General features: G+C 45.5%; 17 protein-coding genes and 1 riboswitch. Of the genes, 10 read left to right on the forward strand and 7 right to left on the reverse strand.

The genetic code is table 11. The features are described from left to right. Positions 1-213 precede the first annotated feature (213 nt). The 6 genes from C9I92_RS09245 to C9I92_RS09270 all read left to right on the forward strand — a co-directional run bounded on the left by C9I92_RS09245 (position 214) and on the right by C9I92_RS09270 (position 4,885). The gene (locus tag C9I92_RS09245) at positions 214-804 is read left to right on the forward strand and encodes a hypothetical protein (RefSeq protein WP_047884583.1); all 591 of its coding nucleotides are present in this window, start codon (positions 214-216) and stop codon (positions 802-804) included. Between the two features lie 44 nt (positions 805-848). Beyond that, positions 849-1,184 (forward strand): hypothetical protein, encoded by a 336-nt coding sequence (locus C9I92_RS09250; RefSeq protein ID WP_047884582.1) that lies wholly within the window; start codon positions 849-851, stop codon positions 1,182-1,184. Positions 1,185-1,369: 185 nt separating this feature from the next. Continuing rightward, positions 1,370-1,936 carry a hypothetical protein gene (locus C9I92_RS09255; RefSeq protein ID WP_047884581.1) on the forward strand — a complete coding sequence of 189 codons (567 nt, stop codon included), beginning with the start codon at positions 1,370-1,372 and terminating at the stop codon, positions 1,934-1,936. Between the two features lie 115 nt (positions 1,937-2,051). After that, positions 2,052-2,726, forward strand: coding sequence for a C39 family peptidase (locus tag C9I92_RS09260; protein ID WP_047884580.1), 675 nt, complete (start codon positions 2,052-2,054; stop codon positions 2,724-2,726). Positions 2,727-2,734: 8 nt separating this feature from the next. Continuing rightward, positions 2,735-3,244, forward strand: a complete 510-nt coding sequence (locus tag C9I92_RS09265) for a hypothetical protein (RefSeq protein WP_047884579.1) — start codon at positions 2,735-2,737, stop codon at positions 3,242-3,244. A 297-nt stretch (positions 3,245-3,541) separates the two neighbouring features. Then, positions 3,542-4,885, forward strand: a complete 1,344-nt coding sequence (locus tag C9I92_RS09270; RefSeq protein WP_047884578.1) for a sigma-54-dependent transcriptional regulator — start codon at positions 3,542-3,544, stop codon at positions 4,883-4,885. A 111-nt stretch (positions 4,886-4,996) separates the two neighbouring features. On the opposite strand, the gene C9I92_RS09275 is transcribed toward C9I92_RS09270, so the two are convergent. From C9I92_RS09275 to C9I92_RS09305, 7 genes are all read right to left on the reverse strand, one after another. Beyond that, the gene (locus C9I92_RS09275) at positions 4,997-6,013 is read right to left on the reverse strand and encodes an adenosine deaminase (RefSeq protein ID WP_047884577.1); all 1,017 of its coding nucleotides are present in this window, start codon (positions 6,011-6,013) and stop codon (positions 4,997-4,999) included. Positions 6,014-6,131: 118 nt separating this feature from the next. Next, positions 6,132-6,231: riboswitch (purine riboswitch) on the reverse strand. Between the two features lie 147 nt (positions 6,232-6,378). After that, positions 6,379-7,128 carry an MBL fold metallo-hydrolase gene (locus C9I92_RS09280; RefSeq protein ID WP_047884847.1) on the reverse strand — a complete coding sequence of 250 codons (750 nt, stop codon included), beginning with the start codon at positions 7,126-7,128 and terminating at the stop codon, positions 6,379-6,381. 340 nt (positions 7,129-7,468) lie between these two features. Further along, positions 7,469-8,380, reverse strand: a complete 912-nt coding sequence (locus C9I92_RS09285; protein ID WP_047884846.1) for a sensor domain-containing diguanylate cyclase — start codon at positions 8,378-8,380, stop codon at positions 7,469-7,471. A gap of 178 nt (positions 8,381-8,558) precedes the next feature. Beyond that, entirely contained in the window at positions 8,559-9,056 is a 498-nt protein-coding gene (locus C9I92_RS09290; RefSeq protein ID WP_047884576.1) for a copper chaperone PCu(A)C, read from the reverse strand. 43 nt (positions 9,057-9,099) lie between these two features. Continuing rightward, complete coding sequence (locus tag C9I92_RS09295) at positions 9,100-9,675, reverse strand: hypothetical protein (protein WP_047884575.1); 576 nt, start codon at positions 9,673-9,675, stop codon at positions 9,100-9,102. Positions 9,676-9,894: 219 nt separating this feature from the next. Next, on the reverse strand, positions 9,895-10,584 hold the full coding sequence (locus tag C9I92_RS09300) for a response regulator (RefSeq protein ID WP_047884574.1): 690 nt from the start codon (positions 10,582-10,584) through the stop codon (positions 9,895-9,897). A 20-nt stretch (positions 10,585-10,604) separates the two neighbouring features. Then, positions 10,605-12,284 (reverse strand): ATP-binding protein, encoded by a 1,680-nt coding sequence (locus C9I92_RS09305; RefSeq protein ID WP_047884573.1) that lies wholly within the window; start codon positions 12,282-12,284, stop codon positions 10,605-10,607. 192 nt (positions 12,285-12,476) lie between these two features. Here C9I92_RS09305 and C9I92_RS09310 point away from each other — a divergent pair, with 192 nt between their 5' ends. The 4 genes from C9I92_RS09310 (at position 12,477) to C9I92_RS09325 (ending at position 16,853) form a co-directional block, all read left to right on the forward strand. Then, entirely contained in the window at positions 12,477-13,460 is a 984-nt protein-coding gene (locus tag C9I92_RS09310; RefSeq protein WP_047884572.1) for a tripartite tricarboxylate transporter substrate binding protein, read from the forward strand. 243 nt (positions 13,461-13,703) lie between these two features. Further along, the gene (locus C9I92_RS09315) at positions 13,704-14,177 is read left to right on the forward strand and encodes a tripartite tricarboxylate transporter TctB family protein (protein ID WP_047884571.1); all 474 of its coding nucleotides are present in this window, start codon (positions 13,704-13,706) and stop codon (positions 14,175-14,177) included. Positions 14,178-14,180: 3 nt separating this feature from the next. Next, a complete protein-coding gene (locus C9I92_RS09320) occupies positions 14,181-15,746 on the forward strand; it encodes a tripartite tricarboxylate transporter permease (protein ID WP_047884570.1) in 1,566 nt (521 codons plus the stop codon). Between the two features lie 168 nt (positions 15,747-15,914). After that, positions 15,915-16,853, forward strand: a complete 939-nt coding sequence (locus C9I92_RS09325) for a LysR family transcriptional regulator (RefSeq protein ID WP_169776017.1) — start codon at positions 15,915-15,917, stop codon at positions 16,851-16,853. Positions 16,854-17,148: the final 295 nt, after the last annotated feature.

Here is a 17,148-nt window from a genome sequence, read left to right on the forward strand (position 1 = left end):
AGGTGCTCTGACAATTGAAAATGTGAGACAAAATTTCAATATGTTTACGATATAAATAGAGGTAATTAAAAAGGAAATTTAATGATTTAATTGATTCTATTTTTATTAAAAATAATACAGAAGCCAAACTTGCCATCGCTATAGTTAAGTTATCTCGCAAACACGTGCGAGTGATTATAAGAAAATAACTCTCAATATATTTGGAGTACTATCATGCGTAAAACACATATCGCACTATTAGTAGCAGTCGTAGCTTCACCTCTTGCGCTAGCAAATACATATTATGACCCTTATAACCCATACGGTGGTTATGACAGCAGTGATAAAACAGTTTCTGACTCATACAACAAGTCTTTAGACGCCAGTCTGTATGTAGACGTAAATAAAGAGTACAACATCGAAAAGACTTACAAGTCTGATGACGATGTTTTGAAAATGTACGACGTGAATAACACGTACAAAAAAACCTGGACTGATAACAGCTCACATGATTACAGCCAGGATTGGAATATCAATTTAGAGTACAACGACGTTCAGGCTGTTTCTCACCTAGACGGTGCAGTCACCTACAGTGAAGTGACTTACGGCGGTGCTTGCTGTGACAGTGGCCATGGTTACGGCAGCTACGGCGGTGGTTACGGTGGTGGCTATGGTTCAGGTTCAACACTGACTGTTAACCACACTAATGATATGTCCGGTGCATTTGGCGGTGCTTCAGGTATCAATATTGCTGGTCAGAATGCGGGTAACAACTCCTTGGTTCAGCAAAGTGCTAGCACCAACGCCATGTTAGCAGGTAATTAATCAAGTATAACTGAGGGCTGCAAGTCAGCCCTCAGGAGGATGTCATGAAATATTTAACGCTGATAGCGGCAATGATAGCAACAACCAGTGCTTTTGCTGCTGATGAGTTGGATATTCTAGCAAATTCCGAACAGCTCTCGTCCGAAATGATGTCTGTTTCAAGGGGAGGGGAGTATGAGCTGAAGTTGGATAATCTTTACGCCAGTTCGGAAATGAATGGTGATGTTGCAGGAAACGCGGCCTATAACAATACAACAGGTGATAACCTGATTGATGCAGGTTCATTAAGTAATTCATCTGGCGTGTTTAATATAGTCCAAAACACAGGTAACAATGTGTTAATTCAGAATGCAACAGTGGTAAACCTGACATTGAAGTAATTGTTAGTCTATCTACGCTAACTGAAAGTTAGTATCCAACAAATAACAATAGAAATATGTTGGTTTCGCAGGGCATAACAAATCTTCTAAGATCTTGGTTTTTATCATTATCCTCAAAGATAATTGATTACCATTTGAAACGGATTTATCTGAATAAATATATATAATTAATTTGGAGTATGATCATGCGTAATACAAAAATTATGCTACTAGCAGCAATTATTGCGTCACCTCTTGCACTGGCTGACGGCGGATATGGTGGTTACGGCGGTTACGATAATGGCTATGACGATTATGATAACGTCACCATTGATGGTAGCTATAACAAAACTACAAATGTTGACGTTGATCTTTCATACGATAAGACTGTCAATTACAGCAAATACAGTTCATCAGATGATGATTATCTGAAAATGAAAAATGTGGGTAATACTCACGAGTTTGACTATGAAGATAATTCTTACAAGGATGCTTCAAAAGATGTAGATATTGATGTTGAAGTCAACAAATACCTTGCAGAATCAACACTATATGGTTCTGTTATGGATACGAGTGTTACTTACGGTGGGGCATGCTGTAAAGGCTCATCAACTGATGTCATGGTTGACCATGCGAACAACATGCACATGTCTTACGGTAGTGCATCAGGTATTAACATCGCGGGTCAGAACGTGGGTAACAACTCCCTTGTACAACAAACTTCAAGCACAAACGCAGCGCTTGTTGGCTCAGGTAGTGGTGGTTCCTACTAAAAATATAAAGGGCCGTAAGGCCCTTTTTATTTCGGGTTATCAAATCTGATATTTGTGACTTCTGCAGATTCACTATAGTAACTATAACTTCAGTTTTCAGGTAGGCGGCAAGCGTATGAAAAGATCAACTTTATTGCTTATCGGCCTGTTTACATCAACACATGTATTGGCACTGGACTATTTCCCTAGTCGCGGCGGGTACAACGTTCAAGTAAAGAGTTATCAAGAACAACTTTTTGGTGATGTTTTTAAACAACAATATGACTTTAGCTGTGGTTCAGCTGCCCTGGCATCGCTGTTGAGGTTTCATTATGGTATTGATGCGCAGGAAAATACGATTTTTGATTTCATGTTTAAAAATGGTGATAAGAAAAAAATTGAAAAACAGGGATTTTCAATGTTAGACATGAAAAAATATCTGGATTCTCTTGGGCTTGATGCGAACGGGTATAATATCCCGCTTGAACGGTTTCAAAAAATACGCATTCCAGCAATTACAATTGTGAACTTTGATGGATATATGCACTTTGTTGTTATTAAAGGGATGAATAAAAAGAATGTGATTCTCGGTGATCCATCTCGTGGTACACTTATGATGCCAATAGATGATTTCAAAAACTATTATAAAGGCGCTGTGCTACTTGTGAAGAACCGAGCGAAAATTGGTCGCGAAAGCTTTATTACTGCAGATAATTACAATATTTATACACCTTCACCCTCGTCAGAAGCGGTTGTCAGAGACTCGTTATCGACATTCAGCATTACTCTACCTGGGTCGAATGAATATTAGAGGCTAGTATGAAAAGGTTAACTCGGTTATTTGTCGCTACGGCATTTGGGAGTACTGCGCTGTTAGCGCATGCTTCTATCAGTTATCTATCCGTTGATGAATTGGGCTTAACCTCCTTGAGTGAGAGTGAAATGTCCTCATTAAGAGGGGGATTTGTCTCTATCAGCGACAACATAATCAACATAGGGCTATCAATCAGTACCGCTATTAATGGCGAAACTGTATACTCCACTCACATCGCCGATTTTACGATTAATAATGGTATATTGACCAGCCGGGATGGCAGGGACACCTATGATTACGGTGACCCGGTAAAAATCATTTCTCATGGCTATAATAATATTGTTAAAGGTAAGCCAGGATCTGATGTGATGGGTGTCTTTGTCCAGAACTCAAAAGATAACACCGTTATTAACAACCAGACTGTTTTGGATATTGAAGCTGATATTAAAAGCTTTAATCAACAAACTCTCTTTAAAACCCGATTGGAAAACTCCATTCTTTACAATGGATATTAAACTAGTCTTATAGTAAAAATTTGTCATATTATCACTTTTTTGTCCATTCTAAAGGTATTGCTAATGCAATACCTTTTTTATTTGCATCTCTTTTGGCGTAAACAATAAAAAGTTCAGTTTTTTTTGTCTTTTTTCACCACTGATAAGTTAATGATAATGTTGATATTAAGTAATTAATTGTTTATTTGTTTTAGGGTTTTAAGCATTTCTTAATTTTGAAACTCTACCAAAAATGAATTTTTTGCCTATATTTTTATTACATTGATAATAAGTATAAATTGATAGAAGGTGACTTCGATGGTGGCTCAAAGTCAAAATAAATCAATGACTGGTCGTTTAGTTGCAATTGGATGTAATTATGAACCTTGGATTGCGCTGCTTGAACAATCAGGTTGGAAAACACATTGTTGTTATGACCTGCGTACTGCAGATTCAATTCTTGAAGAGTACAGTCCATGCATCTGTGTCGTTGATTTAAGCAATAACGACTTTAGTTTGAATAGCATTTCTTTGAGGGCAAATAAAACTAAACAAGTTAAATGGATTGCGATTATTAAAAAAGAGCAGCTGAAAACGGATGCCATCTGCCAATTTATCAATAACTTTTGCGTTGATTATTTCACCGTTCCGGTTCCGGGTAGTCATTTGCTTGACACGGTCGGACACCAGTTAGGAATGTTGGAAATTGAATCACGTACCTGGGTCGAGATAACCTCACAGCATGATATGGGCCTGTTTGGTGAATCGAAATCTATTAAACAATTACGGGATATGGTTCGTCGTGTTGCAATGACCGAAGTGAATGTATTCCTGACTGGGGAAAACGGTACAGGTAAAGAGTTGATAGCAAAATCGATTCACAACCTGTCCAAGCGTAAAAATACACCATTTACTGTCGTAAACTGTGCCTCTTTAAATCGTGACGATGACAAAATGTCACTGCTGGACGGTTCATATCGTCAGGAAGATGGTACGCGTTTTACCGGCACATTAATGCTCGATAACGTGGAAGAACTGTCAAAAGACTTACAAGAAGATCTGCTGACTTATTTACAAGCGCCGGCCAGCGAAACACTGGATGGAGAAGATGCGGCTGATATACGAATCATTGCCACTTCCAGTGCTGATCTAGAGGCGGCTGTGGCAAGCGGAGAATTCAGTAAAGAGCTGTTCTACCGGTTAAATGTGTTCCATATCAAAGTACCAACCTTGCGTGAACGTGGGTCAGATATTTTCCTTTTAGCAGAAACGTTTTTGACCAAGTTTGCTCGCGAGTACAGCACAATGGCTGCTTCGTTTTCGGAAGATTCCAAACAGCTACTGCTTCGCTACAGCTGGCCGGGTAATGTGCGTGAGTTGATTAATCAGGTCAAACGTGCGGCATTGCTGGCAGAAGGCAGCGAAGTACGAGCAGAACATTTTGATCTGCCTAGTAAGGCAAACCTGAAGCAAAGTCTGCGAAATATTAAAGATGAAGCTGAAAAAGATGTTCTGGTTGCGGTACTGGAAACACATCGTGGTCAGGTCGCTTCTGCAGCCAAAGACCTGGGGGTTTCAAGAGCAACAATGTATCGCTTGTTGAATAAACACAACATTGTGCCAGATTCCCGTCACTACAATAATGGGTTTATCAGAGACTGAACTGAGGCAATACCCAGATAATCAGAAGCCCCCAAATGGGGGCTTCTTCTTTATTTTATCTTTGTTCTGTTCTCTGCTCTGCGTGAAAGCGGCCTTTGTGAAGTTTATGAATTAATGGGTACGAACATGCTGGCTCAGGTAGTTTTCTACACGCCAGCAATAGTTGGCTTTATCCTCATCGGAGATAAAGCTGGCTTCAATCGCATTCAGGGTAAACTGCGCGAGTTGTGAATTGCTGAGTGGATGGGCTTGCGCCACGGCTAAAAAGTTGTCTGTCATGTACCCGCCAAAATAGGCAGGATCATCAGAATTGATGGTGACGCAAAGCCCTTTATCCAGTAAATCCGTAATGTTGTGTTCGGCCATGGTCTTAAACACTTTGAGCTTAATGTTTGAGAGTGGGCAGACAGTCAGTGGCATTCGCGATTCAGCCAGCTGGCTGACCAGGGTTTCGTCTTCGATACAGCGTACGCCATGGTCAACCCGCGAAACGCCAAGCATTTCTATCGCGTCATAAATGTTCTGTGCCGGACCTTCTTCACCAGCGTGGGCCACTGTTTTGAACCCAGCCTGCAATGCGGTTTTAAAGACCCTAGCAAATTTTTCTGGCGGGTTGCCTTGTTCGGATGAATCCAGACCAACACCCACGATTTTGTCTTTAAACGGCAATGCTTCTTCAAGGGTTTTGAACGCCGATGTTTCATCGAGGTGACGCAGGAAGCACATAATGATCTGGCTGCTTATACCAAGCTCTTTCTTCGCCTGATCAAGGGCGCGGCTGATACCGTTAATGACGGTATCAAAAGGAATTCCGCGTTCGGTGTGGGTTTGAGGGTCAAAGAAAATCTCTGTGTGAATCACATTATCCTGCTTACAGCGCAGCATGTAGGCCCAGGTCAGATCGTAAAAGTCCTGTTCGTGAATCAGTACATTGGCGCCCTGATAGTAAATATCCAGGAACGATTGGAGATTGGTGAACTGATAGGCGGCCCGAACGGCTTCAGGACTTTCAAAAGGAATTCTGACCTGGTTGCGTGTCGCCAATTCAAACATCAGCTCTGGCTCAAGAGAACCTTCGATATGGAGGTGGAGTTCAACTTTAGGTAATCCGTTGATAAAGTCTTTCATAGTAAGCCCTTATTCTTCTCATAGAGTTAAATCTGTTTCCGGTACATGGCCAGAAGGAGGAGATTAGCGCTAAGGTACTTTTCTGCTGAGTAGTGAAAGAATTACAAAGAGAAAAGCACATTTGCGCTTCACTCTTCGTAATCAGAATTTTACGGATTCTGGTAGAAACCCCCATACCTTATTAATGGGGTTATACGAAGTGTTCTGCCAGCTATGGAGTAAGTCTAGACATCGATCTTACTGAATAGCAAAACAATAACGATATACAGGCGGGCGATGATTGCATAAAGTGGCTGACCTTGCAACGTAGTTTATCAATAGTGGATTGATACGTACGCGGTTTTAGATGCCTGTCAGACCCAGCTTCAGCGTCGCCGTAGGGCTCGCTTAATTTTACTTTTCACGGCTCGCCAGTGAGTGATCGGTTTGCGTGGGGCGCGCTCCAGCACATGCTGATAGTCTTCTGGGGACGGTGTAATTTCTCCGCCATGAGCAAGAATGATGGCATCCGGTTCAAGTGCCATAATACGCTGTACTGAGGCGCGGTAACGGTTAGGGTAGAATACGGGAAATGGCGGGATGGAGCGCCCCTTCACTTTTACCATCAAGTCGGCCACATAGACTTTTCTTGATGGTTGGTGATAAAGAGACAAGTCACGATCTGTATGGCCCTGAGTTGAAATGGCTTGCCAATCTGGAAAACCGGGAATCTTTTCGCCGTCATCTAGCAGAAAGTCAGGTTTGAGTTTGGCGGAGTACCAGAGAAAACGACGCGGCTTGCCCATACGTTTGGCAACCCAGTCTGCCAGCACCAGATCGGCCCAATGCATCAACTGTCCGTCAAGTCCGCTGTACCATTGGCCGGGAACATTTGCCGAGGAAATTCGGCATCCTGTTAGTGTTCGTAAGCGGTGTGCAGCCCCGGCGTGGTCAGGGTGCATATGCGTGACAATCACCAGGGATAAATCACTGAATGCACGCTGCAGTGTGTGGGTGATGTAACTTCTGATAAGAGGGATATCTGCCCGGCAGCAGCCGTCAAGGAGAAGCAGGCCGCGGCGGTATTCCGCCAGATAAATGGTCTGTATGTAGCCTTCAATTCTGTGAAGTTTGATCATTGATGACACGTCCTGCGTCCTTATGTAAACATCCGTTTAAATTTAATTATGCCCATTTTTTATCGTGCGACAAGTTGCGGTGGTGAGAAATGAGTCAATCGCTCAGAAAGGACAAGGAAGACAGCAGAACAGAAATGACGGCTTGATGATATTTGCGGCTCAGCACCTTGGTTGACTATAGCGCGTCGATAAGTCATTTAAATAAATAGAAAATATAAATGTCTACATTGTAAATTGTAGAAATAGGGTAAGCAGAATGGTTACATTAGGGGCAACTGATGTATGAGATTTTCCAAGTATCTATGTCGTTTAATATTGTTAAATATAGAATAGAGATTTATATGGCGATAACCTGATTTCGTCCTTTGTTTTTAGCATTGTAAAGCGCATCATCAGCACGGTGAAATAGTGCATGAAACTTTGTGTCATCATTTGACAGATCTGTTACACCAATACTCAGGGTTAAATTGATATGTGATTTACCGACGTTGAATAAGTGCTTGCTGACGGCCTCACATAAACGATCTGCTAGTAAATGTGCCGCATCGAGCGGGGTGCCGGGTAATAAAAATGCGAACTCTTCTCCACCGATCCGACTGATCGTATCTTCATTGCGAATGTTGTTGCTCAGAAAAATACTGAGGGCTTTCAGCACCTCATCACCAGCATGGTGACCAAAGGTATCGTTGATTTTTTTGAAGTGGTCAATGTCAGCGATCAGCAGCGAGAGAGGAACACCATGGCGCTTGGAGAATGAGAAAGCTTTATCAGCCTGATAGAAGAAGCAGCGCCGGTTGGCCAGTTTGGTCAGATAGTCTGTATTGGCTTGATTTTCGAGTTTCAGTTTCAGCTTATGCAACGCAGTGATATCGGTTGATACACCATATAAGCCGATCACTTGTTTGTCTTTGCCGAAGATTGGCGCTTTGACTGTTTTAAAGACGCGAAGCACTTGCTGGGAAATCAGGTAACCGCTTTCTTCAATTTCGACCAATTGCTTCTTTTCAATAACGCGCCTGTCACTGTCTAAAATCCCCTGTAAATGACTGGAGGTAAAAAAGCTTTCATCACTTTTTCCTATAATGTCATCTGGCGTGCAATGAAAAAGATCGCAAATTAATTGGTTAACGTATAAATAGTTTCCATAAACATCTTTAATATACACATATGCGCCCATATGATTTAAGACACTTTCAAATATTGTGTTTACATTATTTATAGTAAGCTCACTATCTTCAATTTGTATCATTTTTTCCATGTGAAAGGATGAAATAGGGGGAATGATAGTAAGATTCTATATCTCAAATTAACGCATGTGGGTTTAAATTATTCTGTCTGGATGAATTTGTGAAACAATTCATATTATGAATGAAAAAATAAGCTGCCAACTTGGCAGCTTATTTAATTATGATTTTGTTATTTCGCTATCAGTGACCGCTATGATCCATCTTCATCGCATCTGACTGATAAGTCGCTTTTTCAACCTTCACTTCAACTTCTACGGTACCGGCATGTTGGAAGTTCAGAGTGAGCGGGAAACTTTCACCCAGTGCCGGGGTTTTCTTCAAATCAAAGAACATGATGTGCAGTCCGCCGGGTTTAAGGTTCTGCTGGCCTTCTGCAGGAATGGTGATTTCTTGTACTTCCCGCATTTTCATCATGCCATTTTCATTCACATGGGCATGCAACTCGGTTTTTCCGGCGATCGGAGAGCTGGCGCTGAGCAGGGTGTCCGCTTCTTTGCCGTGATTATCGATAGTAAAGAAAGCGGCAGCAACCTGTGAGGTCGGTGGGACTTCTTTTGACCACGGGTGATCAATGTTCAGATTTCCCCCTTTGTATTCATGGGCTGACGCGATACCAGAAAACGTAAATTGTGTAGCAAGCAACATTGTGGCGCAGATGAAGGCATTTTTAAGTGTCATAATTTTTCTCCTTAAGGCTGGAAGGTCAATCCAGCGGTAATAATCACATTGAATACTGAGTTGAGTTAACGTGATCCAGTGGTGGAGAATGTTTGGGCGCAAAGCGGTAAAAACGTTTACTAATCGTAAAGGGAGAGGAAACAGGCTTAACACGCCGACGATAACTGACCAGCGCCATGATCAGTAAAAATGCCCCTTCCAGATTGAAGTGGTTGCCAGGATGCAGTTTAAACACCGGACAGTGGCTTTTCAGGAGAGTCTGGTGGTCAGTTTTTGTATCTGATTCAGCCTGGCTGGATTGCAGGCTACTGAGTGAAACCCACTTCAGTCCCTGACTGGTGCATATCAACACTTTGTCCCGTGTCTGCCAGTTTTGTGGCACGTTGCTTAGATATGCGTTTTTTTGATGCTCGTTTACTTGGGATACTGCTTCTTGGTAGCCAGTCTCTTGGTATCCAGTTTCTTGGTATCCGGCGCTGGCACCCGGTAGCAGGCCGACATTGAACACCACCAGTGAAGAAAGTAAACCCGATACGATGATCGACACCACCACCAGGTAACAAAGACCAGTGTGCAGGCTTTTGGGTATGGGAAACAATGTATGGTGGTTGACTGACATTTTTTCAGTGTAGGACTTTTTGGGCGTGAATATTAACAGTCACACATATACTTGTAATCAAAGTTGTTACATAGACGTTGGGAAATTGAGATCTGTCTAACGCTTGTTATGCTGACCTGAATAATTGGGTCAGCCTGCTGTGCCTGTGCCTGTGCCTGTGCCCGTGCCTGTGTATTGTGATCATTAAAAGTATCAGCTGCCTAAACGTAGTCAGATGATTCACAGCGGATGGTATCGACGTTCAGGACGACCGACAGTGCCGTAAGACACTTCAGCATTCAGCTCGTCGGTACTGACCAGAAATTCCAGATAGCGGCGTGCTGTCGTCCGGCTGGCACCGATTAACTGCCCGACTTCTTCGGCATTAAGGGCATTGTGGCTGCTTTTGAATACCGCTCGAATTTTGTCCAGGGTAATGCTGTCAATGCCTTTGGGAAGGCGAGGGGCACCAGATGTATTTTGCTGGATTGTCGCTGATTGAAGCAGGCCATCCACATCGCTTTGTACCAGAGATTCCATGTCGGAAAGTTTGCTGAGCTGACCACGAAACTTATCTAGTGACGCCTGCAGGCGCTCAAAAACCAATGGTTTGAGAATATAGTCAAAAATGCCGTAACGCATTGCGGTGCGTAAGGTCTCGACTTCTTTGGCTGCGGTAACCAGAATCACGTCAGTGTTGCAACCATCGGCGCGTAACTCCCGGAGCAAGTCCAGCCCCGTCCCGGTCGGGAACTGGTTATCTAACAGCAGCAACTGAGGTTGAAATACCTCAATTAAATCACGTGCGTCGTTCAGACTGTGGGCGATACCAACCACATGAAAGCCGTCGATCCTTTCGACAAAACGTCGCTGAATTTCTGCGATTTGTTGATCATCTTCAATGATGACCAGGCTTATTGGGGTTGTCATTTGAATTCCTTTCGTTTCTATCAGTTTGCTGGCCCTGAAAAGGGGATTGGACCGGCATTTAAATCTTTACCGCGTAGTAACTCACTCAGTTCTTTCGGTAAATATAAGGTGAAGCGGCTGCCATATGGCGAAATAGGCTCGACGGTGATCATGCCGCCTAAATGATCGGTCAGGCTTTTCACTAAGTCGAGCCCGATACCATGGCCGGGTTGAGACTTGGTAGAAAAGCCCCTAGTAAATATTCTCTCACGGTCACTTTCCGCGACGCCTGGCCCTTGATCTTCGATTTCAAAAATCAACTCTTTACCATAATCAGAAAGTGACAATGTCACGGATCCGCCCCGACCATAATGTGCCAGTGTGGCTTCCAGCGCGTTATCGATCAGGTTACCTAAAATGCTGACTAACTGCTCTCGCGGCAAGGCATCAGGCAGTGCCGACATCTGACTTTCCTGCTCAATGTGTAGCGTCAGGCCCAGTTCTTTGGCGCGGTTGTATTTACCCAGCAGGCACCCGGCCAACACACTGTCAGAAGTCACGCTCATCAACTGCTGTATAAAAGCCTGATGACTGGATGTTTCCTGACCGATCACCGCCAACGCTTCGTCTTTAGCGTCTATCTGAATGAGCCCGGCAATAGTGTGGAGCTTATTGTTGTATTCGTGTGCCTGACTACGAAGGCTGTCAGCGTATTGCTTGATGCGGGTCAGCTTCCGGCTGACCAGATCGACTTCATTTTTCAGTCGGAAACTGGTGACGACACCCGTGGTCTTATCGTCCTGGCGAAGTGGGATGCGGCTGGCAATCAGCAGATGATTGTGCAGCCAGATTTCTTGATCGAACTGTGGCTGACCGCTTCGCAGAACGTGCAGCATGCCGGTATCTGGCAGTACTTCCATAATATGTTTACCAATATACTGCTCGTTTTCCGGTAGTTCTAACGTCCGAATTGCCGCATGGTTAAAGGTGGTAATCATGCCTTTCTGGTTGATGGCAACAATGCCTTCCCGCACCGCTTCCAGTGTGGCATTCCGCTCTTCAAACATCTGTCCGATCTGCTCCGGCTCTAAATCAAAAATCGCTTTCTTAAAGTGACGGGCAAACCAGATAGCGGTGAACACACTGAAAGCAAAGGCCGCGGCGATGGCCAGCATCATGGACAAGCGATGATTACTGACTAATTGTTCAACGGTATCAAGTAGATAACCAACGGACACAACGCCGATAATTTGAGTGCCTGTGTGATTGAAAATCGGGGCTTTGCCGCGTACCGACCAACCGATACTGCCTAACGCTTTGGATACATAAGGTATTCCTCCAATAAGCGCTGGTGCATTGGTATCACCGTCATCGTCAGACATGGGTTTCCCAATACGCTCCGGAAATGGGTGAGCGAGGCGGATGCCATCCCGGTCTCCAATGACGACAAATTTTGCTTCGGCAGATTTTGCTATCTTGTAGCTTAAAGGTTGCAGTATGTCGGTGTTTCTTGTTTCAACGGCATCGATCAGCGTGGGGGAGGCTGCAATGGCCTGTGCGACTCGCATGGCCTGGTGGCCAATTTGTTCTTCTAATACTGTATCGAGATAGCGTATCGCGAACTGGCCAAGAATACCTGTCTGTGATACCGCAATGACGCCTAAAATCAACACCATACGTGTTTTTAACTGTAGGTGGCGCAGCGATAATAATTGGGTCATGTGGGTGAATCCTTCCACCAGAACGTGCAGGGGGACTACTTTACCGTTTTCTGTTCAGCTTTGCTGTGAACATTATGAACAAAATGATGTTTAACTTCGTTATTCACAATAAATTTACAATCTGTTAATCGGGATGACGCTGGCATAACTTTAGCGGTGGAGGAACACATAACTATTTTAAGAGGACATCTTATGCTTACTCAGTTCATCTCCCGCAAACGTGTTACTGTACTTGCAGCATTTATGGCGTCGGCATTGAGTGTTGGGCACGCTCAGGCCAAAGTTGAAGAGGTTCATTTCCTGGTTCCAGGTGGCGCTGGTGGCGGCTGGGACAGCACAGCCCGTGGCATTGGCGAAGCCCTGTCAAAATCGGAGCTGGTTGATAAAGTTTCCTACGAAAACATGTCCGGTGGTGGTGGTGGTAAAGCGATTGCTTACCTGATCAAGACCGCTGAACAGTCCCAAGACACGCTGATGGTCAACTCCACACCGATCATCATCCGATCTCTGTCTAACGTGTTTCCACAGTCTTTCCGTGATCTGACTCCTGTCGCTGCGACGGTTGGCGACTTCGGCGCGTTTGTCGTGGCAAAAGACTCTCCTTACCACTCGTTCACTGAACTGGCGGAAGCTTACAAGAAAGATCCTCGCTCAGTTTCTGTTGCTGGTGGTTCTGCTCGCGGCAGCATGGATCATCTGGTTGCGGCACTGGCTTTCAAAGCGGCAGGTGGTGAACCACGTAAACTGAAATACCTGGCTTACGATGCTGGTGGTAAAGCCATGGCGGGTTTGCTGTCTGGCGAAACACAAGTGCTTTCTACCGGTCTGAGTGAAGCGCTGAGCCTGGCTGAAGCCGGTGAGATCCGCATTCTTGCGATGACAGGTGATGCGCGTTCTACTGCAGCACCTGATGTCCCGACGCTGAAAGAGCTGGGCTACGACGCTACCTTTGTCAACTGGCGTGGCTTCTTCGGTGCTCCGGGGCTGAGCGATGAGCAGGCCGATGAGTTTGCTGATGTACTGAAGAAAATGTACGAAACCAAAGCTTGGGAAACCGTTCGTGACCGCTACGGCTGGACTGAAATCTACAAGCCTCGCAAAGAGTTTATGGCGTTCCTGGAGCAACAGGAAAAAGAAGTGGGCGGCCTGATGCGCGAGCTGGGTTTCCTTAAGTAATCTTCAACGGCGTACCCGGATGTTCTGTTCTTCGATGAGAGATTTATCCGGGGCGCCATCTGTTGCGGCGCTGGTTCGTTACTACAGGTTGGCATCCCGCCTTGTGCCTTGTCCGGGCGCTGTTCGAAATCAATCTAACCTGTTCAGTTCACGTGCTGATCATGTTCTCACTAAATACATGTTTCTGCTCAGGTCATGTTTTAGTTAACGACATGTTTTAACTAAAGAAAAGAGGGATCACCAATGACGATAACGAAAGATCATATCGGCGGTCTGGTGTTTTTATGTTTTTCCATCGCCTACGGCTACTACGCCAATGAAATCGTGTTGTTTCCCGGTGATGAATTTGAACCCTTCAATGCCAGATCCATGCCAACAGCCCTGGCTTTAATGGGAGCCGTTCTGGCGGTGTGTCAGCTACTGACGGCCAGTAAAAAAGAGAAAGAATGTCTGAAGCTAACCGGTTACGACTTTTCGCTGGTGGCTAAGTTACTGGTTCTGATGGTGCTGTTTGCCGTGTCACTGGAATGGCTGGGCTTTATGGTGGGAACCATTTTCTTCCTGGCTGGTGGCTACTGGCTGCTGGGTGAGCGAAGAATCAGGATTGTCGTGTTGGCGTCTGTACCGTTTGCTGTCGGGTTTTGGTATGTCCTGACGCAACTGTTAGATATTTATCTGGCTCCGGGCCGGGTCTGGACAATGATGTTGGGGAGCTAAACCATGTTTGATGGAATGATGTCAGGGCTGACAACTGCGTTTATGCCCTTCAACTTACTGATGGTTGTCGTCGGGTGTTTTGCCGGTACTTTTATCGGCATGCTGCCGGGACTGGGTCCTATTTCTGCTATTGCGCTGATGATCCCGATTACCTACGGGCTTGATCCTTCTTCGGGTATTATTCTGATGGCCGGGGTGTATTATGGCGCTATTTTCGGGGGATCAACCTCGTCGATCCTGATCAATGCGCCGGGCTGCGCGAGTACTGTGGTGACTGCGTTCGACGGTTATCCGCTGGCACAAAAAAATCAGGCTGGCAAAGCACTGGCACTGGCGGCGTATTCTTCTTTCACCGGTGGTACGGTTGGCGCCATTATTCTGTTGTTTGCCGCACCGGCTCTGGCAAAAGTATCGCTGAGCTTTCAGTCGTCAGATTACTTTGCACTGATGGTACTGGGGTTAACGGCGGTAGCGGCTTTTTCCGGGAAGGGGCAGGTGCTGAAAGCCCTGATGATGACGGTTTTTGGCCTGATGATTGCGATGGTCGGCAACGATGTGATGACCGGCATCCCACGTTTTACCTTCGATAATATCAACTTGATTGATGGCATCAGCTTCCTGCTGCTGGCAATGGCAACATTTGCCCTGACAGAAGTCATTATGACGGTACTGCGTGGCGAGCATAAAGAAGAAGAGCCGCAGATGGACATGAATTCCCTCGGCAGTATGAAGCTGAATAAAGAAGAGGTGAAGCATGTTGCGCCGACTATTGCGCGCTCGTCGGTGTTCGGTTTTCTGGTTGGTGTACTGCCGGGTGCTGGTGCAACTATCGCCTCTTTCCTGAGTTACGGTATGGAGCGAAACCTGGCACCAAAAGCGGAGAAAGCGAAATTCGGGAAAGGCGCACTTCGCGGGCTGGCAGCACCGGAGTCAGCGAACAATGCGGCTTCTACTGGTTCGTTTGTCCCTTTGCTGACACTGGGCATTCCTGGGTCAGGTACCACTGCTATTATGCTGGGAGCGCTGATTGCTTACGGGATTCAACCGGGCCCGCGTCTGTTTGTCGATAATCCGGATGTATTCTGGTCAGTGATCATCTCGATGTACTTCGGCAATCTGGTACTGCTGATTCTGAATCTGCCGTTGATCCCTTACATTTCTAGATTGTTGGTGATCCCGCGTCCGATTCTGATCCCGTTGATCCTGTTCTTCTCTATCACAGGGGTATATCTGGTTAGCTTCAATGCGTTTGATATTCATATGATGGTTATCATTACCGTGATTGCGACATTCCTGAAGTTACTGAATTTCCCGATGGCACCGATGCTGCTTGGCTTTATTCTGGGGGATATTCTGGAGAAGAACCTGAGTCGATCACTGACATTGAGTGACGGTAGCTACTCTTTCCTCTGGGAGCGCCCACTGACACTGTCGATCATGATCATCGCGGCGCTGGCACTGCTGATGCCGTTGGTAACTGCGGTGCTGGAGAAGCGCAAGCAAAAGTCTGCTCAGGCGACCTTAACGGAACTGAACGATGGCGAAGCCAGGCTCAAAGCGGGTGAATAAGCTGTTGTTCAGACAAGCCCTTTAAAAGGTATACACATTTAAAATCCCGGTGACTTGCCGGGATTTTTTATTGTCGCTACACTCCGTTGATTTATTGGGATGGAGCCTTGCTAAAAGGCTTTTTCCTTACCGACTCAGTCCTTGTTAACGCTTTCGGGAGAGTGTCCAGTGACCCATGACAAAGCCAGCCAAATGGTGATTTTTGATACCTTATTGCAGGCCGGAAGTTTTACCGCTGCCGCCAAACAGCTGGGTGTCTCGACCTCTCATGTCAGCAAGCAGTTGGGCGCGCTCGAAGAAGCGTTGAACGTAAAGCTGCTGCAGAGGACGACCCGGACATTTACTCTCACCAATGCGGGGCAGGAGTTTGCCATTTATGCCCGCCAGGTTGTAGAAGCCGTTAATAATGCCACGGACTCTATGGCGTTCGAGCGTGATGACGTGGCCGGGGTGCTGCGTCTAGGGTTATCCCAGTCTTTCGGCACCATGCACATCATTCCCGCCATTGAAATTCTGCAGCAAAAATATCCGGAACTGCAGGTTGAGCTGAGCTTGTTTGACCATCAGGCTGATATGCTGGCTGATGGGTTGGATCTTTGGATCACCAACTATGAAAATATTCCGCAGGGCTATGTTGCACAGCGACTGGCTGATACTCGCTTTGTTGTTGCTGCATCACCAAAGTATCTGCTGAAGCGAGAAGTGCCATACCACCCGTCAGAGTTGGTCAACCACAATTGCCTGACTTATCAGAGCCGACAGCGAAACTACAGTTGCTGGGAGTTTGCAAAAGACGGTGAGGCTACCACGGTGAATGTTTCCGGCAATTATCGGGTGGATCTGGCAGAAGCCGTACGAGATGCCGCCGTGGCTGGGTGGGGGGTAGCTTATCTGGCCACATACTTGCTGCGCGATGAGTTTCGGGACGGTAAGTTGATTCAGTTGTTACCTGACTGGCAGGCAGCGCAACGTATGCCATTTTACGCGGTTTATCCGAGCCGTAAGCATTTGCCGCGCAAGATCACGGCGGCGATTGACTTCTTCAAACATCACATCGGCGAACAGCCTTACTGGGATAAAGCGCTGATGCCTTGGGTTAAGCTTTGAGGCCGTGATCCAACCAGATACGAAAATAGCAAAGTGAATGACAAGGATGGGCATCCTACGATTAAGAGCTATTTCTAGGCTCGGCTTTTAGTACGAGACTTTTCAGCATATTCGTATCAGTACAAAACAGGCAGTGGTTAGAGTAAATACAGGTCAGTGTGGTTTTTTTCAGCAGCTCCCTGAAAAGATTGTTCGCGCTGACAGAAATATTTTTTCCATATGGAAAAAATTTCCTTTGGAACTCCAATATTTTCAATACTATCAATTTGTTGAAGACTCTCGACAGGTGAGGTAA

This window comes from Photobacterium ganghwense (assembly GCF_003025595.1).
Classification (GTDB): domain Bacteria; phylum Pseudomonadota; class Gammaproteobacteria; order Enterobacterales; family Vibrionaceae; genus Photobacterium; species Photobacterium ganghwense.